Here is a 21,877-nt window from a genome sequence, read left to right as displayed (position 1 = left end):
CCGTACAGGTCAGGCACCCGGCCATCCGTGACCGGCGGCCACGGGTAGGCTCGCCGCCGTTCGTACTGGTGGATCAGGGGAGATGCTGGATGGCAGAGGAGCTCGGCACGCTGTTACGCAAGCTGCGCGATGAAGCGAACCTGACGCAGGAGGAGGTGGCCGAACGGTCCGGGGTCAGCGTGCGCACCATTCGCCGCCTGGAGAGCGGCGGATCCACGAACCACCGGATGGGAACGGTGAATCTGCTGGCGGACGCGCTCGGCCTGGAAGAAGGAAACCGCCTGCGCCTGGCGGCTTCTCTCACCGGCTCCTCCACGGCAAGCCACGACGCCGGTGCCCACGACGCCGGTGCCCACGACGCAGGTGCCCACGGCCCCGGACTTCCGGCACCCGCGCCCGTCCCACCCGCGTGGCCGCCCGTCCATGACGCGCTCGCCGACGCCGCGCAAGAATTGGCGACGGAGGTCCGGCGCCGCTGGCGCCGCGAGGAGGCGCAACGCCGCGTCCACGACCCGTTCCCCCTGCCCGTCCGGTGGGAGCCGGCGCCCGCCGTTCTGACAGACCTGGCGGAGAACATCCAGCGCCTCGGGCCGGGTGAGACTGCGCGAGAGGTGGATCTGGACGGCGACCTGCGGAGCATGGCCGAGGTCTACCTCCGGATCCCTTCCGGCCGACTGGTGATCCTCGGCCGGGCCGGCTCGGGCAAGTCCATCCTCACGATCAGGCTCGTCCTGGACCTCCTGGAAACCCCGGCCCCGCACCGCCGTGTGCCGGTCCTCTTCAGCATCGGCTCCTGGGACCCGTCGACGACCGCACTGCGGGACTGGCTGATCGGCCGACTGCTGCGCGACCACCCGCACCTGGACCGCCGCAGCTCCGGCGGGGCGACTCTGGCCGCCGCGCTGGTCGACGCCGACCTCATCCTGCCGGTCCTGGACGGATTCGACGAGATAGCCGAAGGCTTGCGGCGCGAGGCCCTGGACGCGCTCAACGCGACGTCCTCACCCCTCGTCCTCACCAGTCGGCGCGACGAGTACGCCGAAGCGGTCCGGGCGGCGCACGCGCCGCTCGTCTGGGCGGGGGGCATCGAGCTCACCGACCTCACCCTGGAGGACCTCGCCGATTACCTGCCCCGCACCTCCCGCGCCGTCCCGTCCGACGCGAGCGCCGCCAACCGCACTGATGTGCCCCGCTCGACATGGGACGCGGTCCTCACGGAACTGCGCACGCGCCAGAGCCCGGCACACACGAACCTCGCCGCGGTGCTGACCACCCCACTCATGGTCATCCTCGCCCGCACGCTGTACAGCGAGGCGCCCGACCGGGACCCCGCCGAACTCCTGGACGCCACCCGGTTCCCGTCCGTAAAGAGCCTGGACGAACACCTGCTGGCGGGTTTCGTGCCTGCGGTCTACCGACGCCGCGCCCCGGAACGGGACGCTGCCGGTCGACAGCCCAGGGCGCCGTACGCGGACCCGGCTCGGGCCGAACGCTGGCTCGGCTACCTCGCCCACCACCTGGTCCGCCTCGACCGCGAGCGCCAAGACCTCGCGTGGTGGCAACTCGGCGATTCGCTGTCCCGTTCGACGCGCACGATGGTCTTCGTCCTGGCCACCGCCGTGAACATCACCCTGGCCCAATGGCTGGGCGGACTACTGCTCACCCCGCTCTCCATCGGCGAACTCCTTCTGCAAGGAAGTCTCATGGGACCCGCCGCAGGCCTCGCCTTCGGAGTCGTCTACGCGATGGCGGACAGGTCCGGCGGCGGAGCGGCGTTCGAACCGGCCCGCATCCGGCTGACATTGCGCGCCGCGCACGGGAGCTTGGGCCGCCGGCCCCTGCGCACCTTCACCGCTCGGTTCGCACAGGGTCTGATCGGCGGAACCTTCATGGGCATCGGATGCGCCTGCGCTCTCACCCTCGGACGCGCGCTGGCCGCGGGGACATCCGTCACCGACCCGCGCACAGTCGAAGGCACCCTGATCAACATGCTGGTCCTCGGGCTGACCTTCGGCTCGGCCGCCGGTCTCGTCTTCGGGCTCATGGCGGCACTCGAAGTACCCGTGGACGTCACCGCGGCGGCCACGCCGCTCAGTTTGCTGTCCTCGAACCGGACGACGGCAGGCCGGCAGTTCCTCATCCTGGCTCCGGCGTTCACCCTGGCCATCGCCTTCGGCGGGTACCTGATCGTCCATCTGCTTCAGGGCACCGTGGGACCACTCAACTGGGGAGTCCAGGACAGCCTGTTCATCGGCGCGGTCGGTGGCCTGGGCGGCGCGGCCTCCTATGTACTCGCCTTCACGGCTTGGGGGCATTGGATCGTGCTGGCACGTGTCTGGCTGCCCCTGGTCGGCCGACTCCCCTGGGACCCCGCCGCGTTCCTGGACGATGCCTACCACCGGGGGGCGCTGCGCCAGACCGGAGCCGTGTACCAGTTCCGCCACGTCCGGCTGCAGCACCACCTCGGACGCACGTTCCGCCGCCGGCACCGGGACTTCGCACCGGCCACGTTCCCACCCCCTTCGACCAGCACTTCGTGACGACGGGAACGTGGATGCGGGAGCCTCGGGACCGGCACGGACCGGGGCTTCCCGGACGCCGGTCACCAATGGCCGGTGGCTTGGCCTGTTGACCGGGCGGTTCGGGAGAGCAACATCGGGATGTCCGGCTCGCGGCGGCTCACCGCGCCGCGAGCCTCCTCGACGAAGGGTCTTCCCATGACATCCCGGCGCCTCACCCCACTGAGCGCGGCCCTCGTGCTCACCGCCCTGACAGGCATCGGCGCCGCTCACGCCGCAGCACCGAGCACCACGCCGGCGGTCACCGTCTCCAGCCCCTCGGTTCCCGCCGAAGTCCCCGCCTTCAACAACGGCTACGGTCTGACGCTGGTCCCCGAGGACACGCAGGTGAACAGCCCCACTGACTTCACCCTCACCGTCACCACCCCGCAGCTCTCCGGGAAGCACAGGATCCGCATCCTGCTGCCCACCGCATACGAGGCCGACCCCGGCCGCCAGTGGCCGGTCACGTACTTCCTGCACGGCGGCGGCGGCAACGTGAACGATGTCGCCGCCGCGCCGGCGCTGCACTCGGAGTCGATGATCACCGTGGTGCCGGACGGGGGAATGAAGGGCTGGTACGCGGACTGGCTGATGCAGAACACCGCCGAGGGGAAGGCGAACTGGGAGACCTTCCACCTCACCCAGGTCGTCCCGTTCATCGACGCCAATCTCCGTACGCGCGCCGACCGCGCCCACCGCGCCGTCGTCGGACTGTCCATGGGCGGCTACGGCTCCCTGCACTACGCCCAGGCCCGACCCGACCTGTTCGGCCACACGGCCGCCCTGTCGGGGGGCATCGACTTCGGCATGTGGGAGGTCCGCGGGGCCGTCCTGGCAACCGAGCTCAACCTCGCGGGCGCTTGGTGCGCGGCGAGCACCTCGTCCGGCTCCGGATCCAACTCTGGCGACTGCCCCGGCCACGGACCCTATGTGGACAGCGACGCGATCTTCGGCTCCCCGTACCCGGTCTTCGACGCCGACCGCGTCTGGAAGGCGGTCGATCCGGCCGCGCCGGTCAACCTCGCCAAACTCTCCAACACCGGCATCACGCTCTACACCGGCAACAACGACCTCATCGACGTCAACACCGCTGCGGCCTCCAACACCGTCAAGGCCCGCCTGGACCAGCTGGGTATTCCCAGCCGCCTCGTCAACTACGGCAACGGCGCGTCCCTGGCCCCGAGCTGCAACGGCGGCCACAACTACGGCTGCTGGGCCCCAGCCTTCGCCGACTACGTCCCGCGCCTCGAAGCCGCCTTCGCCGCGGCGGGCTGACCGTCCGGGTCGAAGATCACCGTACTGGCGAGCGGAGGGGGACACCTTGATCAGCATGACGCACGCCGAAGGGTCCTGGGACAGCTTTCACACCATTTCGACGAACGCAGCAGCTCCGGAAGTCGCAGGTCGACTGTGGGCGAGTGAGGACAGGGGACAGCACGTATGAGCCACGACCAGCCCGGACCGTACGGTCAGCAATCGCCGCAGCCCCAGCCCGGACCGTACGGCCAGCCCGGCCCCTCCGGGCAGCAGTACGGCGGGCAGAGCTGGAGCCTGCCCCAGCAACCCGACCCCTACGGCCGGCAGCCCCCGTACGACGGCGCCCCGGGTGGGTTCGGGCCCCCGCCGCCGACTCCAGAGAAGAAGACGGGCCTGATCATCATCGGAATGGTCGTCGCCCTGGCCGTGATCGCGGGCGGCGCCTACTTCGCGCTCGGCGGCCAGGGCGAGGGCGAGGGCGACGGTCACGGTCCCGGTGCGGGCGTGGGCACCAGTGGAATCTCGGGCAGTACCAAGGGCTACAAGCTCATCGCCCCGGAGTCGGTGGACGCCTACGAGAAGTCGAGTCCGGGCAGCGCCCCCGGCGAGCTGAATGCCGAGCAGAAGAAGGGGGCCCAGGTTCTCGGAGTGAACAACGCCCGAGCCATGTCCGGCATCTACAACGCACCCAGCACCGACCCCGAGGACCCGGCGACCGTGGGCGGCAGGCGGCTCATCTTCGATGGCCTCTACGGCGAAATCGCCGACCCCGCCATGGCGCTCGACCACTACTTCGCCAACGTCGACAAGAAGGGCCCAAAGGGCGACGGGAAGAGGCAGGGGGTCGAGATGCGGCTCGTCGGAAAGGCCAGAGTGGTGAAGCCCGCCGGCTTCGAAGGCGCGCTGATGAAATGCCAGGATGTGAAGGTCACCCGGGCCAAGGGCGACGGAAGCGCGAAGAGCGTTGACCGGGACTACCAGATCCCGGTCTGCGCCTGGTCCGATTACTCCACCGTCGCCGGGGCCAACGTGCTCCAGTTGGCGCAGCCAATGACCGGTGGCCAGGGCGCCTCGCAGGACGAGGTCGCCGCGCTGACCGCCAAGCTCTACAACACGGCCCGCCACAGGGTCTGACACGCCGTTGGTGGATGGGAGATGAGGGAGAGAAGTATGGGAGTGGAAGAGTTCTTCACGGAGCAGCCGTCCGCTGTCGCAGCCGAGCTCGCGACGAATCATGGTCTGGGTCAGTGGCGGCAGACGTTCGCTACGAAGCAGGGGTGGACGGCGCGCAGGTGGCGGGAGTGGCGTCTGTACATCTACGCGGGCGGGGTGGTCGTGACCGCGCCGACCGGTATACAGGTTGCCTATGACTGGAAGAGCATGCGGGTCGTGCAGTACCTCCGAACCATCAATGGCGGTCAGGCCGACGCCAAGTACGTGCTCATTGATCCCGCGGGAGCTGCTCTGGCCATAGGTATTGGCGGCTTTCCCCTGCTGCGGAAGGAAAGGGAGACGGCGGGTATCACCGAATTGACGCACGGCGCCCCGTTTCCTTATCCCCTCGACTGGGGGCCCCACATCCAGAATGCCGTGGCGCAGACACAACTGCCGGAAGTCCTTGCCCGCCTCGAACGCGGCGAGAGCGTGAACTTCGGACCGTACGAGGCCGGCCGGGCCGGGATCACCGGTCAGACCCGCCGCGGGCGGGCGGAGACGCCCTGGTCGGACATCACCGTGATCAAGGTCCGAGACGGCGCGGTGTTCTTCAACCCCGAGCGCGGAATCCGTGCAGACCCCCATCGCAAGGGCCCGGACTACGCGCAGCTGTGTCAGATCCCCAACGTCGAACTCTTCCTGCGACTCTGCCGCACCCTGAGCCCCGTCAAGGGCTAGTACTGCAAAGGTGCTTGCCGTGACGGTTGGGCAGGTCGGTCGTTGGTCAGGCCATGGGTGGAGAACGTGGGGATGCCCGATTGTGGGCTGGTGAACTGAAGGCTTTGCATGAGCGGTTCGTGCACCGTTCTTCCACGACAGCCTCGCCCTGAAACCCATGGTCATGGGCTACCAAACGATTCCCAATGGAGTTGTCAAGCCCGGCTGGTGACTTGCAGTGAGCGTTTCAGCCCAGCGAGAGGGAGCTTGATGGTGCGGCTGTCTCGAAGGTGCGGCCGTCGCGTATGAAGGCCCATAGGACGTTCAAGCGACGGCGCGCGAGAGCGATGACCGCCTGCTTGTGGCTCTTTCCTTCGGTTCGTTTGCGCTCGTAGAACGTCTTCGGGACGGGACAGCATCCGGCGGCGACCATAGCGGACATGTAGATGACGCGCATGAGGCGTCGGCAGTAGCGTCGTGGTCGGCGCATGTTGCCGCTGATGCGGCCGGAATCCTTGGGGACGGGGGCCAGGCCGGCGACACCGGCGAGACGGTCGGGTGTGCCGAGAATGCTCATGTCGCTACCGGTGTGCGCGATGAACTCCGCGCCCAGGACGGGGTCGACTCCGGGCATGCTCAGGATGACCTCGCGTGTGGGTGGTCGTAAAACCGGCCCTCGATCAGGGCATCGGTTTCGGCGATCTCCTCATCGATGGCCATCACCGCCTTCGCCAGTTTCGCCACCACCGCGGCGGCGACCTTCTCCCCGGCAACGGCGGTGTGCTGGGACTCTGCGGCCTCGAGCGCGGTGGCCGCGACGGCTTTGTTCGTCCGCCAGGATGTTCCGCTGATTCCCGCACGTACGGGACAGACGGGGTCCGGCGGTTTCGGAAGGCGGTGATGGACCGCTGATTCCCGCACGTACGGGATGGACGCCATCAATGCGCCCCACCGGTGAACCGTGCACGGCGCGCAGGTCGATGGTGCCGGCGCGGACGGCGTGACAGCGGCGTCGAGAAGCACATTGTCCTGGTTGACCTTCGGCTGGCCACGGGCCCATGGATCCGTCGATCAGATGTAGCTCCAGGCCGTGCAGCCGCAGTGTCCCGCATCGTGGAGACTGTCGGGCGGTGCAGATAGGATCGTAGGTATGGGAATTGACTGGGAAAACATACTCGGCACAAGCGGGAACGGCCTCAACGAGGCATACGACACGGCGGTCTCCGCGGTCATCTATGGCGAGCCCCCGGAGGACGACCATCAGCCACTCCTAGTCGGCGAAGAGACCGACGACACGGACGGCCTGCGCTGACCTGAGGGCGCACACAGAAACTGCCCGATGAGCCGGGCTTTTTGTTGGGCTTGGTCCGCTTTGATGGGTGCCCTGGTGCGTGGGTGGCGGCCGGGGCAAGCTAGGTTGCTCGGATGAGTCTCCTTGATGATGTGGCCGAGCGCGACGGCTGGCGGTGCTGGGTGTGCGACGAACCGGTCGATCCCGACGAGTCGGTGAACGACCCGCGGGGGCCCAGTGTCGACAGCCGGACCACGGACCGGAAGGCCAAGGTCGCCGAGCGGCTCGCGCACCGCGGGTGCAATACCCGCAAGGGCGCGGTCAAGGCGGTCATCGCTTGGCCGGAGCGCCTGTACGTGGTCGAACCCGCGCCGCTGATCGCCGTTGCCGACAGGCTGGAGCGAAAGGGGGGTCGTGAGATGGTGGGCCGTTGCCCGACCAGGAAGGACGCCCAGGAGGCGGCGGATTGGCTGGTGGACCGGTTCTCCCGACTGGTACCGGGCATGCCGGTGACCGCCGCCATCGAGCCGGGCGGCGGCCAGTTCCTCGTCACCCTGGCAGCCGGCCGCCGCTGACCGGGGACCACCCGCACACACTCGGTCGAGACGCCGCCCACCGGACCACCCGACGCTGCGAAGCCCGGCCGAACCGCTGCCGTGACGCTCGCCCTCAGCGGGTACCTCAGGTGCGACCGGGGACGTGAGAACCGTCGACCGGCCCCTTGGCAGAGGCCGGGCACCGTGTGCGGGCATTCCGGAGGATGACTCCTCTTCCCGGGGGGGGGGTAGCCGCAGGAGGAGGTCGGTGCCGAGAACCCGCGACGATCAACGGCGAGCGTTCCAGGGTCAGCCGCCAAGCGGTCGACACCACCCTTCCAGGAGGTGCCGCGTCCAACGGGGTATCCGCGAGCAACGTCCACTCACTTCGCGGTTCGGCGATGGACGCGCCGTCACGCCAGGCATGCAGGATCGCGGCAACCACCGTGAGGTCATCGGTGCTGCCGGGAGCGCCGCCGGTGATGGAAACCGGGTGGGGACGTTGTCGGGTGACCGGGCGTCCGGGCGCTGGGGGTTCAACGGTGATCGGCCGGGTAGGCGGTGGCGACCTGATGAACCGCCGGCGAAAGGTTACTGCTCATGTTGATGGCTCACCCGGCCGTACTTCCCGGACTCGTCGACCGCTACTGGGCGCTGGCCGTGCTCGATGCCGCGGAGGAGGGCTCGCCCGTGCGCCGGGAGATCGAGGCCGTCGAACGGGCCCTGTGCGTGGCCACCGGCACCGGGGACATCCACGCGGCTCTGATCGCCGCGCGTCATCAGCTGCCGGGGGCGGGCATCCTCGACGACTCCGTGCTCGCTCCTCACTGACCCGTTGGAGTCCCCGGCTCCCACGCCTGCCCTCATGAGAGCGGGCCGTTGTGGGATTCCCGGTCGGGTTCGGTGTTGGGAGGGGCCACTTCGTCGGCGGAGCGGGTGCCGGCCCCGGTCCGCCCTGCGGTAGACTGGATCTTGAGCTCGCTACCCTGAACAAGGGTTGTCGGGTCCGGCGTTGGTGGTCCAAGGAAAGACATCCCACTTCCCGTGGGGGAATGCAGGTGCAAGGCCTGCCCAGCGCTCGATCAAGGCCCCGGTCTCCTTCATGGAGACCGGGGCCTTCTTGCTGCTCGCCGAACTCCGGGGTGACTCCGTGCCCGTAGCCGTCGCGGCGGGGCCGCTCACGGGCCGCTCACGGGCCATTCGTCCGCGAGGGCCGCCCGCCGGCCGGAGCCGATCGCCGGGAGTGGTGTTCGCGGGCCCCCGCCGCTTACGCGACCTGGAGGTTGTAGATCACGGAGAGGGAGAACGATCCCGCAGAGCCCTCGATGGTCAGGGAGGCCGTCCCCGCGGGGACCGGCCCCAGCCGGCCACAGTCCGCAGCCGTGAGTGGCTAGCGAACCCGCCTGCCCGGTCACGGGGTTGCCCTCGACCCCGGTGATCCGGATGGGGGTGGGCTCGATCCGTTCCACGGCGACCTCGGCCGTGCCGAGCCTGACGGTGCCCTTCGCCTCGGCCAGCCGAGCCGAGCACTCGGCCTTCGTCCCGGTGAAGTTGAGCAACGGGAAGACCACCGGGCGTTCCGCCGGGATCGAGCAGCGCCGCTCGGCCCTGCCGCCGAAGGTGCCCGCGAGGAACCAGGCGTCGGTGGGCTGGTTCTGTGCGCAGAAGCTGCCGTCGGGGTCGGTCACCGGATTGGAGTCCTCCGGGCTGGAGGCCGCCCAGCTCCACCACCGGCTCTGGAGCTCGCCGGTGCTGAGCTCGGCGATGCCGGGTTGCGGCTGACGTGCGACTTCCACGGCGTCGGGCGCTGTGCAGGCACCGACCAGCAGGGCTGTTGCCCCGAGTAGAGCGAACGATCTTCCTATGCGCATCCCGGGAGAATACGTGCCGTCTCCCGGAGTGCGGCACGCAGGACAGTGCTTCCGGCACCTCCGCCGTCAGCCCGCCGGCCGCTGCCCTTCTCGCCGCCGTCGCTCGCGCCCTCCTGCCCTGGCACGCCGCCCCGAACCCGTCGCCCGCAGCAGCGGTGGCGCGGTGACCAACGAGCAAGGCCTCACCTTCCCCGAGGTCCGGCTCTGTCTGCCGGACGCATGAGCACCACACCGTGGTACCGCTGTCGCCGAGGCACTACTGGGGGCGGCCCGAGTGGAGGGCCGCCAGGCCGCGGGCGTGGTCGAACGCTGCCACGGCATCCTGTGCGTCGGTCCAGGGTGCCGCTCCGCACCACCCGCCGATGAGCCGGAACTGCGTCAGAGCCTCCGCGTACCGGCCCGTCTTCACGAGCACGGCGGCGTACAGGTGTCGTATCGCGGGAAGCCGCCGGTCCTCCGGGTCGGCCTGCGCCAGGTCGGCCCGAATACGAGCGAGCATGGGCTTGGTGGCCCAGGTGCGGTAGGCCGCCTCGCCGTCCTGGAGGGCTGCCTCGTGCACGGCATGCAGGTAGATGCCCGACGTCAGGCTCCCGGCCGGAGCCGACGTCGCCGCCTGCTTGGCGAACTTGAACATCAGCTGGTGGGAGCCGTACCACTTCGCGCACCAGTACTGGAGGGCCTGCCAATGCGCGTCGTAGTGCTGCGGCGCACGGCTCGTGAGCTCGCTCCACAGCTGACGGAACTCGTCGTGGGAGAGGCCCAGGCCGCGCGCGGCGGCGATCATCGTGACCCACGGTGAGGGGTCGCCGGGTGCCAGCCTGGCCGCCTCGTGGGCGGCGTACATGGCGGTCGGCAGCAGCTCGCCGAACATGGCGACCTGCGCAGCGGAGGTCTGCTTGATGTCCTTCTCGCCGCGCGCCGCCCAGGCACGGAGCAGCAGGGCGTGGGCGTGTACGACGACGGCGTCGGCGTCCTGCGGCCGCTTGGCACGCCAGACGCGCAGCCAGCGCTCATCCTCCACGGCCACATCCGCGAACACCTCGACGAGCCGCCAGCGCTCCGCCCAGTCCTGGTGTTCAGCGGTGTCCGCGAGGAGTCCGGCCGCGGGTTCCCACTCGCCGTTGAGGGCGGCGTCGACGGCGAGGCGCAGCGCGGGCTCGTCCCGGGGCGGGCCGGAGCGCCGGCCGTCGAGCTGCTCGCGGGGGACGAGGCCGTAGGCGGAGGCGTCGAAGTGCCGAGCCCTACGGTTGCGGACGACGAGGCGGGTGGTGTGGACGAGCGCCCAGAGAAGGGTGGCCAGACCGACGGCAGAGATGATGTTGGTGAGCACAACGGGTCATCATCCCTGGTCAGGGTCACGGTAAGCGCACGCTGCGGCAAAGTACCGGACTCGTTTTCGGTCCTGGAGCCACCTGATCCTCTTCGACGTCCGCGGGCCATGGGGGGCAGCGCGCGGGGCTCGATAGGCCGTTGTCGCGTCCCGCCTCCGTACGGGGCCGGGTACCGGGGGCCGTACGGAGGCGGGACGGGTGGTGGTGCGTGGGGATCAGGTGCCCAGGGGGGCGCCGCGCCACTGCTGGTTGGTGTGCTGCGGGGCGCAGTCCCAGATGCCGAGGCGGGTGCCGTTGCCGGTGGCCCAGCCGAGGGCGTCCAGGCACTTGCCCGAGTGGACGCTGCGCAGCAGGCCGTCCGGCAGGAGTTCCCACTTCTGGTTCAGACCCTGGTGGCAGGTGTTGAGCCCGATGTGGGAACCGTTCTCCGTTTTGGCGTACTGGACGTCCATGCAGCGGCCGAGGGCGCGCACGGTGCCGTCGCTCTCCAGCCGCCAGGCCTGGGCATCGGTGCCGTTGCACTGGTACAGCTGGATGGGGGCGCCGTCCTTGAGGCTGCCGCCCTTGACGTCGACGCACTTGCCGGAGTGGACCCCGGTGATCTGGCCGGAGCCCGGGGGCGGCGGCACGCTGCAGTAGATCTCGACGAGCACCTGGTAGTAGCCGTTGCCGCCGATCGGGTTGGCGGCCGGACCGGCCGAGCGGGCGCAACGGGCGGTCTGGTAGCCCTCGTTCACCGGCACTCGCCCTCCGTCGTACCGCTGAAGCCGTGGCCGGCCGAGGGCATCGAGGACCTCGTCAGGGCGGCCGGTCTGGAGGTCGAGGAAGCGGTGGCGTTGGCGGTGCGCCTCGCGGGCGGGTACCCGTTGCCGGCCGCCCTTGCCGCCCGCGAGTTCCTCGCCGGCACCCCCGCCGATGCGCCCGGAGCCCCCGCCGATGCGCCCGGAGCCGTTGCCGACGCGGTGACCGAGGAGGTGCTCGGGCGCCTCGACCGCGAGCGGCCGCGATCCGGGGGCCGGGACCGGCACGCGCTGCGGCTACTGGCCACCGTGGGCGCCGGCGACGAGCGACTGCTCACCGCGGGGCCGGAGGTGTTCTCCGCGCTGGCGGCGTGGGGTCTGGTCCGGCGGGGGCCCCTCGGGCTGGCGGTGCGCGAACCGTACCGGTCGCTGTTCGAGCTGGCCTACGCCTGGCGCAGGCCGGCGTGTTGAGCGCATCTGCCGTGGCCTTGAAGGGCCTGCGGTGAGAACTGCCGAGTGCGCACCCCGGCCCAATCCCCGTGTTGGAAGATCGCGGCGGGGCAGGCGAGTGGCGCGGCGGCCCGGGGCCGGACACCGGTGGCGATCCTCCTGACAGGGAGGAGGGGCTGGCGGCTATTGCGACACGTAGGTGTCCACGCACGGGGACCGCTGGGCACTGTCCGGGCTGGCCGCCGTGGCCTGCTTCCAGTACGACACCTCGCCGTCCCTTCCGCGCTTCACCGGCTGCGTGTACGACGACCACGCCTCGGTGCCGGGGTTCGCCATCGTGTCCCCCGCCAGGATCACGCTCACGTACTGCCTGCCGGGCTCCAGCAGCACGTTCCGGGCCCCGTCACGAACCTTGTGAGCCCCGGGCCTGGCACCGTCCTCCAAGGCCTGCGTGAGGCGCAGCGCCGCCGGGTACGAGCCCTTCACCGCCTCGACTACCTTCACGTGCGAGACAAGGGTGGCACTGCCCCCATCCCCGGCCCTGAACTCCCCGGCCGCCAACGGCTCCACGATCGCGATGCCGTACGCGGCCGCCGCCAGCTTCGCATCGGTCGACGTGTCGAGGTCACACACCGCGTGTACCTCACCGTCGCCCTGCGCCGAGACCACGTACCAGCTTCCCGCGCCGATCGTCACGGCAGCGGCGAGCCCGCCGATCACCCATACCCTTGCGCGCATCAGCCCCACAACTTCCGGTAGTTGGCCTTGTCGACGTCCTGAGGATCAGCGAAGCCGGCTTCGATCGGATCGGTCCACATGACCGACTTCACGTAGCTGGCTCCACCGTTGCTCTTGTGACATAAGCCGAGGGCGTGCCCCAGCTCGTGCACGGCGATCCACCGCTGTGTCGTCCTGCTCCACTGGCCCATCCGGGCCGTGTTGAATCTGATGTGGTCCGTCGCGCCGATCGCCGCGTTTCGCGTCCAGTTCGCCGATGTGTTCCGGTTCTCGCTGTAGTCCGAGAAGTGAAGATCGTTCACGGTCGTCGCCGAGTCCGGCAGGACCTTGATCTTCGAGCGCGAGTACTGCCAGGCCTTGACGGCGTACTGGATCGCGTCGCCGTACTTCGAGGACGCCGTGTACCGAATCTCCCCGTCGTCGACGGACGAGTCCTCCCGAGTCTCCGTCGCCTCCGAGCCGGACTTCGCGATGCAGGGCGCCGGGTTCACGGCGGCCGCCGCTGGGGGTGGAGTCGCCAGGAGCAGGGCGGTCGCGGAGGTTAACGCCGCGATGAGACGCTTCATCCGATTCACGGTAGGGCACCGGTCGGAGTGAACGATCGTTTCGCCAGGTCGCCGAGGGCAGTTTGTCTTTCGGTGGGGGGAGATGTCGCACGTCACCGGCTCCCCGCGGTATCGGACACGGTATGGGCGCCACGGGTGATCGCCCGTGAGGAACAGCAGCCCAGGGGGGCGCCACCGGCGCACAACAGCACGGCGTGCGCTCTGCTGCTTTTCGCCATTCACCGTCGCGGCATGCCTGAGTCGGTCGCGAGCGTTCTCAGCAGGTGAGGGCGCCCGCGGGGTGAGGCACGCAGGATCTTGGGTCGGTTGGGCAGCGGAGTTCGCGCAGGTGCCCGCAATCATGTCTGCCCAGGTCGGCGGCCAAGACGTCCAGGGCGATGGGGCCGCTGGACGGTGTGCCGGGTCTGGCTGGATGGTGTCCCGGCTCGACCCGATTTCGTGATGATCCATCAGCTTCTGTCAGTGCGCGCTGCTACACCATGTGAGGGACGGGCTGTGTTTGCGGCTCGCCGAGGGGAGGGGACGCCATGTCTAAGGTGCCGGACGGGTTCCACCGGGTACGCGGACACATCCGCCGTAATCCGAGGCCGGGAAGCGCGAAACGGATGAGCGGCTGGATGATCGCCGGCCTTGCGGCCGGCGTGTGGTTATGGGGGCAGGTGGTCGGGTTCGGAGAGGCGACCAGCCATACGACGCCGCCCGCGCAGCCGCAGCCGGCCATCTCCGCTCCGGCCGACCGCTGATGGGACGCAAGCGGCTGCGCCTTCGTCGCCCGCGCGGTCCGGCCGAGGCCCTCTCGGCCGCTGTCGTGGCACTGGCCGTCCTGGTTCTGGCCGTGCGGACTGCCGCCGCGACGGTCGGGGCACTCAAAGAGACTTGGCCGTTCCTTTTGGCTCTCGTCCTGCTGGCGGGAACCGCCGGCGCATGGAGGGTCGCACGTGCCGCGGCCGGTCGACGGCGGGACGCTGAGCGGCTGGCTGCGCTGCGGATCACTCTGGCGGAGTTCGATGCCATGGACGACCGCCAGTTCGAGTACGCGCTGCGGGATCTGTTGGTGCGTGACAGCTGGCCGGCGCGCCGGGTAGGTGGTGGCGGTGATCAGTCCGCTGACGTGATCGGTGACCACATCCACCGCGGCCGTATCGTCCTGCAGGCCAAGCACACACGCGTGGGCGCCAAGGTGACGTCGTCGGTGATGTACGCCGTGAAGGGGACGGCCGGCCCGGCGCATCGAGCCGACTACGCCGTCGTCGTCACCAACGGCACCTTCACCCGTGACGCCATGGCCTGGGGTGACCAGCACGGCGTCCACTGGGTCGACCGGGACGACCTCCGGCGTTGGGCGGAGACCGGCACCGCGCTGCACGAGCTCCTCGGACTGTCCGCACGCGCCCGCCGCGGCCGTTTCAGGCGGGCTGCCTGACCGACGCACCTGCCATCGCCAACGCATCCGGAGGTGCGGTGTTCGACGAAGACGGCTCCCTCGACCCGCTGCTGAAGTTCCTGTTGTACGCCGTTCTCGCGCTGGCCACCGGCAAAATGCTGTGGGAGTGGCTCACGCAAGACGTCAGCCGGTGGATCACCGTGGACTTGTGGGGCCTGATCGCCGATCACCCCTGGTGGACCGGATTCATCACCGCCGGTGCACTGACTACGCTCATCCTCCTCGCCAAACTGCTGGCCTTCCTGTTCGGCGCCGGCACCTACGCCTACATCGGCCACGAGGACGAGGAGTACGTCTCCGCGGCGCCCGACGATGCGGTGGACCCTGATGTGCTGACCTTCAAGATGAAGCAGCTCGCCGCGATGAGCGCGACGGGCTTCGAGCAGGCGTGCGCCGACCTTCTGGCCCGTGACGGGTTTTGCGGCTCACGGCGGGTGGGAGGCGGTGGCGACCTCGGTGTGGACGTCAGCGCCCGCGACCACGACGACCGGCTCCTGATCTTGCAATGCAAGCAGCACAAGGCGCCGGTCGGCTCGGGCCACCTGCAGAAGTTCAACGGAACGGCCCGCCTCCACCATGGAGCCGATGTCCCAATCATGATCGGACTCAACGGCGTCACCCAGCCCGCGATCGACTTCGCCGCGCACCACGACCTCATCCTCATGGGCCGTCCAGAACTGAAGCAATGGGCTCACGGCCGGCACCTGTACGACGTTTTGGGCATCCCGAGCACGACCCAGTGACCCACAGGCCCCCGCACCGCTCCCCGGAGGGCCGCATCCCCCAAGCTCATCAGGAAGGAGCGGGGGTACGTCCCTGTCGGAGAGCGCCTGAGCCCCCCGTTCGCGCACGCGGTGCGGATCAGTGCCGTACGAACGCCAGATCTTGCGGCCGCATGTGCTCGCGCGGGCCCGCCGCCCGCAGGACCACGTCAAGCACCCGCGCCGGTTCGGCGGCGTAGGCGTGCGAGAACCACGCCATGTTGGCCTCCACCACGGCCCAGCGGTGGCCCGGGCGGTACGGGTCGAGCAGTTTCCCGATGTCCACGACGACGGCATTCGGCAGCGTGTGCCCGGCTGCGGCGGCCAGCCGGTCGGCGAACTCCGAGATCTCCGCCGCGGTGGCCCGGTCCGCACGGTCCGTACCGAGCGGGCGGGGATCGAGCCGGCCGAACACCGCGTACCGGCTCGCCGCAGCGATCCGGCCGTCCAGTAGGAACAGCCGGTACTCGGCCGCGAAGGTCACCACGTCGGACATCAGCACAGGGGTCGCCGGGTCCAGGGCGGAGGACAGCCGGGAGCCGTCGCTGTAGACATCGGCCGGGAACGACTTGTCACGCGGCGGCTTGACGAACGTCGGCTGGTCGAGCGCCCATGCGTCCGCGATGGTCCCCGCCCGGACCCGGCGGCCGGTGAACTCCTCCGGCAGCTCGGCGAGCCAGCCGTCCGCCGGCTCGAGCAACGCGAAGCCGAGCTGACCTGCCAGCCGCGCGCCCGCGACCGGCCCGCCGTACCAGTGCGCGGGGCCTGCCAGGCCGGACTCCTCCGCGGCCCTGACCGGCATCCCTCGGCCCGCCGCCTCGACAGCCAGCAGTTCCATCGTCGACGTCCGCCGCCCAGGCATGACCAGCACCGCAAATCCCTCCCGCGCTCCGCAAAACCGCCACGCTAGTCCCACCACGCCCACCACCGCAGCCGAGATTCCTCCGCCGCAGACCCCGGGCGGGCCAGGGAGCAGCAGGGCGTAGTTCCAGATCAAGTGGCAAAAGCCCGGCCTCGACCAAGACCACTTGGCAAACGGTCAAGACCGCCTGTCAGAGGACAACCACCCGCGAGAGCAGCATGAGTCTGGCGATCGGTGAGATTCAGGTCCTCAACGAGCCCTGACCTGCGGTAATGAAACCCACCGGTTCTGTAGTGGTGACTAGGAAACCGGTGAGTTCGCCGGTCGACTCACCGATGCGCCGACGGGTCCGGGCAAGCCTCGCCGGCGGCGCGCCGTTCGGGGGTTGCACCGGAGGGGGCTCCACAGTTCCTTGGAGAGGTGCTCTAGGCGGGGGACCGGAAGGGTGACCGGAGGTGGGTCCCCCAAAGTCGATGATCTTCCATAACCGCAGGTCAGGGGTCGTGGGCAAGCCTCCTTCGCGAATCGACACCTAATGGGGCCTGAAGCCGACGGATCGCTACCCGTTACCCGGTCCTGCGAGACCTCGAAAAAGAGCGCGGCCGCCGGCTTCACCTCGACGGTGATCAGCTGACGTCCGGTGAGCCAACATCCAGGGGCCTTGAGTCCCAAGCGGCGCTGGCCCCGGGCATCGGCCAACCGCCGTCGGGGAACGCGACCGTGAGGGCGCCAGGCGCTGGGGTCACTCCTGAACGACACCAACGCATCTGTGGGGGCGCCGGTCGAGCCGACGGGGCCGACGCAGGGGCGGCAGCGGGTCGGACCGAGCCTCAGCAGGTCCTGCAACAAGGAGCGCGCACCCATTCGGAGGGCGCTCACTTCTCGGAGCCGGTCTGCGGGTGCCTCGTCGTTCACGTTCACCTGTATCGAGTGAGGCCGGCCGTCACTGGGTACGGCGGTGGCAGGCCGGGAGTGGCGTCCATGGTCTGAGGTGTCGGGAGGGCGTCTCAACCGACGTTAGGGATGAGCGGCCGTGGTCGGCGTCACCCTGCAGAGCTGCTCTGCTGCGTAGCGCTGAAGTATGACGAGAACCGGGCCGCCCCCGCGCGTGCGCCCGGGGCGGCCCTCGGTCCCCCCGCGCGGACGCCGCCGGTGGGTACGGCGGCTGGTCTCACGGGTCGGGCGTTGCCGTGGGACCGGCGGTGGGGGGCAGGGCGCCAGGGTTGAGATGGGCGACCAGACGGTGGAGGAGGTGATGCACCGAGGCCCGTTCCTGGGGCTCCAAAACCGCCAGTGCCTCCTCATTGACCCGGCGGACCACATCTCGTGCCCGCCCCAGGAGGCGGGAGCCGTCGGGAGTGCTGTGCAGGCACAGGATGCGGCGGTTGGTGGGGTGGGGCGAGCGGGTGAGCAGCCCGCGGTCGGTGAGGCTGGCCACGGCAGAGCCCATGGACTGGGCGGTGACGCCGGCGTGACGGGCGGCGTCGGCGCTGGAGATCCCCGGCTGGCGATCGGCCCGCTGGAGGGCGTTGTACTGCGCGAGGTTCAGGTCGAGAGTGCGCAGTTCTCTCTCCAGGCGGCTGGCCATGGCTTGGGCGAAGTGCCAGGCCAGATAGCCGGTGTGGACGGGCTGCTCGCTCACATGGACCCCACTTGTAAGGCAACTTATGTTTTACTGCTTCGGTTATCAGGCACCTTACAACTCGTGGACGGTTCCCTTCATGCCACCCCCCACCTCCCTCCACCTCGCTGACGCCCTACCGGCCAACCCCAGGGACATACCCGACCCCGCCCCCGAACCGCATCCTCGCTCCGGCCTGAAGGGCGTCCTGCTGCCCGTCGCCGTGGTGCTCGCCATCGGGACGATCTTCGTGAGCGTCTACCTCGCCGCCTTCCACGCTCCCCGCCCGCACGACCTCCCCATCGCGGCCGTCGGCACCGCCACCGAGGCGCACCGCCTGGAAGCCGCCCTGGAGCGGGCCCTGCCCGGCGGCTTCGAGGTCCGGCCCTACGGCGACGAAGCTGCGGCCCGCGAGGCGGTCGAGCACCGCGAGGTCTACGCCGCCCACCTCCCCGACCACGGCCAGGGCAGCGGCAAGCTGCTCTACGCCGGCGCCAACGGCCCCTCCGTGACCGGCACCCTGACCGCCGCCTTCACCCAAGCCGCAGCGCAGGACGGCCCGCCCCCGGCCGGCGAGGACATCCTGCCGGTGTCCGCCGGCGACACCCGCGGCCTGTCGGTCTTCTACGCGGCCTTCGGCCTGGTCCTGGCCGGCTACCTCTTCGGCATGATGACCTACCAGGCCGCGCCCGTTCTGCGCTTTCGCCAGCGCATCGCCAGCCTGACCCTCTTCGGCGCCCTCGGCGGCATCATCGTCGCCCTCCTCGCCGGCGACACCGGTTTCGGCGCCCTCCCCGGCTCCTTCGCCGGCACGGCCGCGGTCACCGCCCTGATGGCCATGGCAGCGGGAGGCGCGACCATGGCGATCGTGAAATGGACCGGATCCGCGGGCGCCGCCATCGCCTCGGTGATCCTGCTGATCTTCGGCAACGCCACCAGCGGCGGCGTCATGCCCCCCTTCTACCTGCCCGACTGGCTGCATCCGCTGTCCGGCGTGCTGCCCGTCGGCGCGGGGGTGCGCGCTCTCCAGGGGATGTCCTACTTCCACGATGATGGCCTATGGTCCGGCCTCGCCGTGCTGGCCGCGTGGATCATCGCCTGCGTGGCCCTGCTCTACCTGCGCGATACCCGCAGCAGCGCTCCCAAGCCCCGGCTGCGCACCGCCTGAGGGGTGCCCGCCGCCTGACCTCGCCGGCCCCGCGATCTGCCGAAGTTCGCGGGGCTTGCTGGGTCGGCCTCGAAGTGTTCCGGGATGCGCGCCGCCAAGGATCCTCCCATCCTTCATGCCGATCGGTGGGGCGCGCCGGGCGTGCGTCACCCACTTCGGCCTCACCGTGCGCAGCGCATGGCCGGATTCCGCGGGCGGAGGCCGCAGGCCGCGCGTGATGAGGCGGATGCCACCGGAAGTACCTGCAGTTTCTCTGTCCGGCTAGCGTTGAACTGCTGCTCTGTTGTGGCAGGTAGGCGGAAGGGCGCGGCGTCTGGGTGAATTCTGCTCACGCTGTGCACGCAGACCGGTTTGCGCCACGTGACACTCGCCAGCAGGGTTCGGTACCGCAGGGTGCGTTCGCCCGGGCCCGGCCGTGGTTTGTCCACGGCTGGTAGATGGTCCCGAGCCGGAGGTGGACCGCCCGCGGCGGCGAACGCAAACCCCACTGTCAGAAGACGTCGGCTGGGCGCGGAGCTGCGCCGGCTGTGCCTGGCCCGTGGCCTGACGAATACGCAGGTGGCCGAGCAACTGTTGATTTCGCAGCCCAAGATCAGTCACCTGGAGAACGACCGCCGCGCCATCAAGCCCCGTGATGTGCGGGACCTGTGCGGCCTATACGGCGTCACCGACCCGCAGGTCGTCGACTCGTTGATGCGGATGGCCACGGAATCGAACCGGCAGGGCTGGTGGGTCGCCTGCGGCGACATCCCGTATGCCGTCTACGTCGGCCTGGAGGCGGAAGCCTCCTCGATCCGCTCCTACGAGCCCCTGGTCATCCCCGGCCTGCTGCAAACCCCCGCCTACGCCCGAGCCGTCATCGAGGAAACGATCCCGCTGGCCACCCCTGAACAGATCGCCACGCGCCTTGAAGTACGGCTGCGCCGACAGCACCGCGCCCACCACCCGGCACGCCCTTTGCGCTTATGGATCGTGCTGGACGAATCGGCACTGCGCCGCATTGTCGGCAACCCCGAGATCACGCGCGAACAGCTTGAGCACCTGAACCACCTCGCCGCCAGCCGCACATCACCGTGCAGGTCCTCCCGCACGACGTGGGAGCCCACCCGGGCATCTCGGGACAGTTCTCCATCCTCCACTTCCCGGCGGAGGGGCCGGTGTAGAGCTGGAGCGGGCACCACTGCCGCAATTCGGCGTTGGCGTGCTCGACGCAGATCCGCTGCGAGGACTGCCGTCGGCGCATCTCCCGCCAGGCATACTGCTCGCCGAGCGGCGCGTCGCCCTTCGACTTCTTCGGAGGGGCGCTGATTTGGTCAGGGAACTCGTTGGCCAGCCCCCGGTACCCCTCGTCGACTTCGGCCGTCACCTTCGTGGAGCCGGGACTGCTCGGCGATACCCTCGGTGCGCATCGCGGTCTGGTCGTGCATGCGGCCTGGGCGGTCCGCGTCCGACCACAGCAGACGGCCCTGGTCGTCGCTGATGGTGGTGGTCTTGATGGTGTTCTGCTTCTTCTTGCCGGAGACGAAGGCCCGCCGTCCGGGCCTGCCTGCCTTCGGGCGGCGAACCTGGGTCTCGGCGCCGTCGATCCGCAACCGGACCCCCGCGGCCTCGGCGTAGGCGAACACGTCCGCCAGGGTCCGAAGTCGCACGCCGGAGGGGTCGGGCACTGCGAAGCCACGCATGGCCAGCAGCGGGCGGATCTCCCCGAAGGCGCGGGAGATCTTGGAGCGGGCGCTGCCGTACAGCTCGGCGAGCGCGGCGTGCGGGAGTCCGGTGCGTAGGTGGACCAGTGTGACGAGCGGGCGGTCGGTGAAGACCAGGTCGTGCTTCGGGCCGGCACCGGCCTCCCGCTGCCGCTCGGCACCGTCACGGCTGCCCGTCCATGATCAATGGGTGTGGCTCTTCAGCTGGAATTGTCCGGGCTGGGAACTTCCCTGCAGAAGGGCAAACGCAGCCGGCGAAGCATCGGCCCGAGCATCAGGGCCTCAGAAGTCCGCCCACCCACCAGTCGTGTGGCTTGCCATCGTTGGCGATGCTGCGATTGCGCAGTATCCCTTCGACGGTGAAGCCGAGCTTCTCGGCGACGGCACGCGAACGGGTGTTCCCGGCCATGGCCCACCACTCGATGCGGTGCACGTCGAGCGTGGCCCAGCCCCAGTCGCACAGGGCCCCAGCGGCCTCAACCGAGTACCCGCGTCCGCGCTGATCTTTGACCGCCCAGTAACCGAGCTCCCAGACGCCGCGGCTGATGAGGGTCAGGCAGTACGAGCCGACCAGGGCGCCGGTGTCCTTGCGGAACGCGCCGAGGGTGTAGTCCTTGTCCTCGGACCACTGGGCGGGCAGCTCCTCGCCGACGAGCTTCTCCGCGTCCGCACGACGGTACGGCACCGGCACCGGGGTGTAGAGCTGGATGTCTTCGTCCTGGCAGGCTTCGTACACCGCATCCACGTCGGCAGGTGTGAAGGCCCGCAGCAGCAGACGGTCGGTCTCGAGAGTCACTGGATCCATCGCGGCAGTATGACCACCATCAACGAGCGGCGACCAGCGAATATCCCGATCGAGCACCGCCACCACAACACCCGGGCTGGTCAACGTTCGTCGCAACACCCCAGATCAGCTGCCCCCGAGACGGAGCTACACCCACCATCAATCGCGGACCGAGCCGTAAGCCCCTGACGGCCCGGTCCCCTTCGTGCACCACCAGATGGGCGTCAGAATCACTCGGTGGACGAATCAGAGCGGCGGTGCGTGACTGAGTGCGAAGAAGCGGCAGGAGCGCCTGTTACAGAGCCCTGCACTCATTCGGCG

At 69.6% G+C, this 21,877-nt stretch carries 21 protein-coding genes and 3 pseudogenes; 14 read left to right on the top strand and 10 right to left on the bottom strand.

All coding sequences use genetic code 11. From position 1 onward, the window contains the following. The first annotated feature begins 89 nt into the window (after positions 1 to 89). The 4 genes from AB0D46_RS16105 to AB0D46_RS16090 all read left to right on the top strand — a co-directional run bounded on the left by AB0D46_RS16105 (position 90) and on the right by AB0D46_RS16090 (position 5,711). Positions 90 to 2,540 carry a helix-turn-helix domain-containing protein gene (locus AB0D46_RS16105; RefSeq protein WP_362877936.1) on the top strand — a complete coding sequence of 817 codons (2,451 nt, stop codon included), beginning with the start codon at positions 90 to 92 and terminating at the stop codon, positions 2,538 to 2,540. A gap of 177 nt (positions 2,541 to 2,717) precedes the next feature. Then, positions 2,718 to 3,836, top strand: coding sequence for an alpha/beta hydrolase-fold protein (locus tag AB0D46_RS16100; protein WP_362877935.1), 1,119 nt, complete (start codon positions 2,718 to 2,720; stop codon positions 3,834 to 3,836). 165 nt (positions 3,837 to 4,001) lie between these two features. Further along, positions 4,002 to 4,952, top strand: a complete 951-nt coding sequence (locus AB0D46_RS16095) for a hypothetical protein (protein ID WP_362877934.1) — start codon at positions 4,002 to 4,004, stop codon at positions 4,950 to 4,952. Positions 4,953 to 4,994: 42 nt separating this feature from the next. Then, positions 4,995 to 5,711: a DUF6585 family protein gene (locus AB0D46_RS16090; RefSeq protein ID WP_362877933.1), complete on the top strand. Its 717-nt coding sequence runs from the start codon at positions 4,995 to 4,997 to the stop codon at positions 5,709 to 5,711. Between the two features lie 226 nt (positions 5,712 to 5,937). On the opposite strand, the pseudogene AB0D46_RS16085 reads toward AB0D46_RS16090, so the two are convergent. Further along, positions 5,938 to 6,509 (bottom strand): annotated as a pseudogene (locus tag AB0D46_RS16085) (transposase); the annotation flags it as partial. A 331-nt stretch (positions 6,510 to 6,840) separates the two neighbouring features. On the opposite strand from AB0D46_RS16085, the gene AB0D46_RS16080 reads away from it, so the two are divergent. From AB0D46_RS16080 to AB0D46_RS16065, 4 genes are all read left to right on the top strand, one after another. Further along, entirely contained in the window at positions 6,841 to 7,002 is a 162-nt protein-coding gene (locus AB0D46_RS16080) for a hypothetical protein (protein WP_362877932.1), read from the top strand. Between the two features lie 113 nt (positions 7,003 to 7,115). Next, positions 7,116 to 7,556, top strand: coding sequence for a hypothetical protein (locus tag AB0D46_RS16075; RefSeq protein ID WP_319196796.1), 441 nt, complete (start codon positions 7,116 to 7,118; stop codon positions 7,554 to 7,556). Between the two features lie 561 nt (positions 7,557 to 8,117). Then, a complete protein-coding gene (locus AB0D46_RS16070; RefSeq protein ID WP_281207236.1) occupies positions 8,118 to 8,348 on the top strand; it encodes a DUF5133 domain-containing protein in 231 nt (76 codons plus the stop codon). A 555-nt stretch (positions 8,349 to 8,903) separates the two neighbouring features. After that, the gene (locus tag AB0D46_RS16065) at positions 8,904 to 9,299 is read left to right on the top strand and encodes a hypothetical protein (RefSeq protein ID WP_362877931.1); all 396 of its coding nucleotides are present in this window, start codon (positions 8,904 to 8,906) and stop codon (positions 9,297 to 9,299) included. Between the two features lie 345 nt (positions 9,300 to 9,644). On the opposite strand, the gene AB0D46_RS16060 is transcribed toward AB0D46_RS16065, so the two are convergent. Then, on the bottom strand, positions 9,645 to 10,718 hold the full coding sequence (locus AB0D46_RS16060; RefSeq protein ID WP_362877930.1) for a DUF4034 domain-containing protein: 1,074 nt from the start codon (positions 10,716 to 10,718) through the stop codon (positions 9,645 to 9,647). Between the two features lie 216 nt (positions 10,719 to 10,934). Continuing rightward, entirely contained in the window at positions 10,935 to 11,462 is a 528-nt protein-coding gene (locus AB0D46_RS16055; RefSeq protein ID WP_362877929.1) for an RICIN domain-containing protein, read from the bottom strand. A 93-nt stretch (positions 11,463 to 11,555) separates the two neighbouring features. Here AB0D46_RS16055 and AB0D46_RS16050 point away from each other — a divergent pair, with 93 nt between their 5' ends. Next, on the top strand, positions 11,556 to 11,930 hold the full coding sequence (locus AB0D46_RS16050) for a hypothetical protein (RefSeq protein WP_362877928.1): 375 nt from the start codon (positions 11,556 to 11,558) through the stop codon (positions 11,928 to 11,930). A gap of 162 nt (positions 11,931 to 12,092) precedes the next feature. Here the strand turns inward: AB0D46_RS16050 and AB0D46_RS16045 are convergent, their stop codons facing one another. Further along, positions 12,093 to 12,629 (bottom strand): hypothetical protein, encoded by a 537-nt coding sequence (locus AB0D46_RS16045; RefSeq protein ID WP_362877927.1) that lies wholly within the window; start codon positions 12,627 to 12,629, stop codon positions 12,093 to 12,095. 17 nt (positions 12,630 to 12,646) lie between these two features. Then, positions 12,647 to 13,213, bottom strand: a complete 567-nt coding sequence (locus AB0D46_RS16040) for a hypothetical protein (protein WP_362877926.1) — start codon at positions 13,211 to 13,213, stop codon at positions 12,647 to 12,649. Positions 13,214 to 13,740: 527 nt separating this feature from the next. Between AB0D46_RS16040 and AB0D46_RS16035 the strand changes: the two genes are divergently transcribed. Genes AB0D46_RS16035 through AB0D46_RS16025 form a run of 3 tightly spaced genes read left to right on the top strand, consistent with a single transcriptional unit; the run spans position 13,741 to position 15,400 of the window. Then, the gene (locus AB0D46_RS16035; protein ID WP_362877925.1) at positions 13,741 to 13,956 is read left to right on the top strand and encodes a hypothetical protein; all 216 of its coding nucleotides are present in this window, start codon (positions 13,741 to 13,743) and stop codon (positions 13,954 to 13,956) included. Further along, entirely contained in the window at positions 13,956 to 14,636 is a 681-nt protein-coding gene (locus AB0D46_RS16030) for a restriction endonuclease (RefSeq protein ID WP_362877924.1), read from the top strand. Before AB0D46_RS16035 ends, AB0D46_RS16030 begins: the two co-directional genes overlap by 1 nt. 38 nt (positions 14,637 to 14,674) lie before the next feature. After that, positions 14,675 to 15,400, top strand: a complete 726-nt coding sequence (locus AB0D46_RS16025; RefSeq protein ID WP_362877923.1) for a restriction endonuclease — start codon at positions 14,675 to 14,677, stop codon at positions 15,398 to 15,400. Between the two features lie 118 nt (positions 15,401 to 15,518). On the opposite strand, the gene AB0D46_RS16020 is transcribed toward AB0D46_RS16025, so the two are convergent. Both AB0D46_RS16020 and AB0D46_RS16015 read right to left on the bottom strand, forming a co-directional pair. Then, on the bottom strand, positions 15,519 to 16,256 hold the full coding sequence (locus tag AB0D46_RS16020; protein WP_362877961.1) for an ATP-grasp domain-containing protein: 738 nt from the start codon (positions 16,254 to 16,256) through the stop codon (positions 15,519 to 15,521). Positions 16,257 to 17,451: 1,195 nt separating this feature from the next. Continuing rightward, complete coding sequence (locus AB0D46_RS16015; RefSeq protein WP_362877922.1) at positions 17,452 to 17,922, bottom strand: MarR family transcriptional regulator; 471 nt, start codon at positions 17,920 to 17,922, stop codon at positions 17,452 to 17,454. A 79-nt stretch (positions 17,923 to 18,001) separates the two neighbouring features. Between AB0D46_RS16015 and AB0D46_RS16010 the strand changes: the two genes are divergently transcribed. Then, a complete protein-coding gene (locus tag AB0D46_RS16010) occupies positions 18,002 to 19,069 on the top strand; it encodes an ABC transporter permease (RefSeq protein ID WP_362877921.1) in 1,068 nt (355 codons plus the stop codon). A gap of 504 nt (positions 19,070 to 19,573) precedes the next feature. Then, positions 19,574 to 20,211: pseudogene (locus AB0D46_RS16005) on the top strand (helix-turn-helix transcriptional regulator); the annotation flags it as partial. 171 nt (positions 20,212 to 20,382) lie between these two features. Here AB0D46_RS16005 and AB0D46_RS16000 read toward each other — a convergent pair. The 3 genes and pseudogenes from AB0D46_RS16000 to AB0D46_RS15990 all read right to left on the bottom strand — a co-directional run bounded on the left by AB0D46_RS16000 (position 20,383) and on the right by AB0D46_RS15990 (position 21,577). Next, the gene (locus AB0D46_RS16000) at positions 20,383 to 20,718 is read right to left on the bottom strand and encodes a transposase family protein (RefSeq protein WP_362877920.1); all 336 of its coding nucleotides are present in this window, start codon (positions 20,716 to 20,718) and stop codon (positions 20,383 to 20,385) included. Between the two features lie 84 nt (positions 20,719 to 20,802). Beyond that, a pseudogene (locus AB0D46_RS15995) lies at positions 20,803 to 20,859 on the bottom strand (hypothetical protein); the annotation flags it as partial. A 187-nt stretch (positions 20,860 to 21,046) separates the two neighbouring features. Continuing rightward, a complete protein-coding gene (locus AB0D46_RS15990) occupies positions 21,047 to 21,577 on the bottom strand; it encodes a GNAT family protein (RefSeq protein WP_362877919.1) in 531 nt (176 codons plus the stop codon). Between the last annotated feature and the right edge of the window lie 300 nt (positions 21,578 to 21,877).

Source organism: Streptomyces sp. NPDC048383 (assembly GCF_040651775.1).
Taxonomy (GTDB): domain Bacteria; phylum Actinomycetota; class Actinomycetes; order Streptomycetales; family Streptomycetaceae; genus Streptomyces.
The sequence above is the reverse complement of the archived record's forward strand: the minus strand, read 5'-3'. Positions and strand labels throughout refer to the sequence as shown.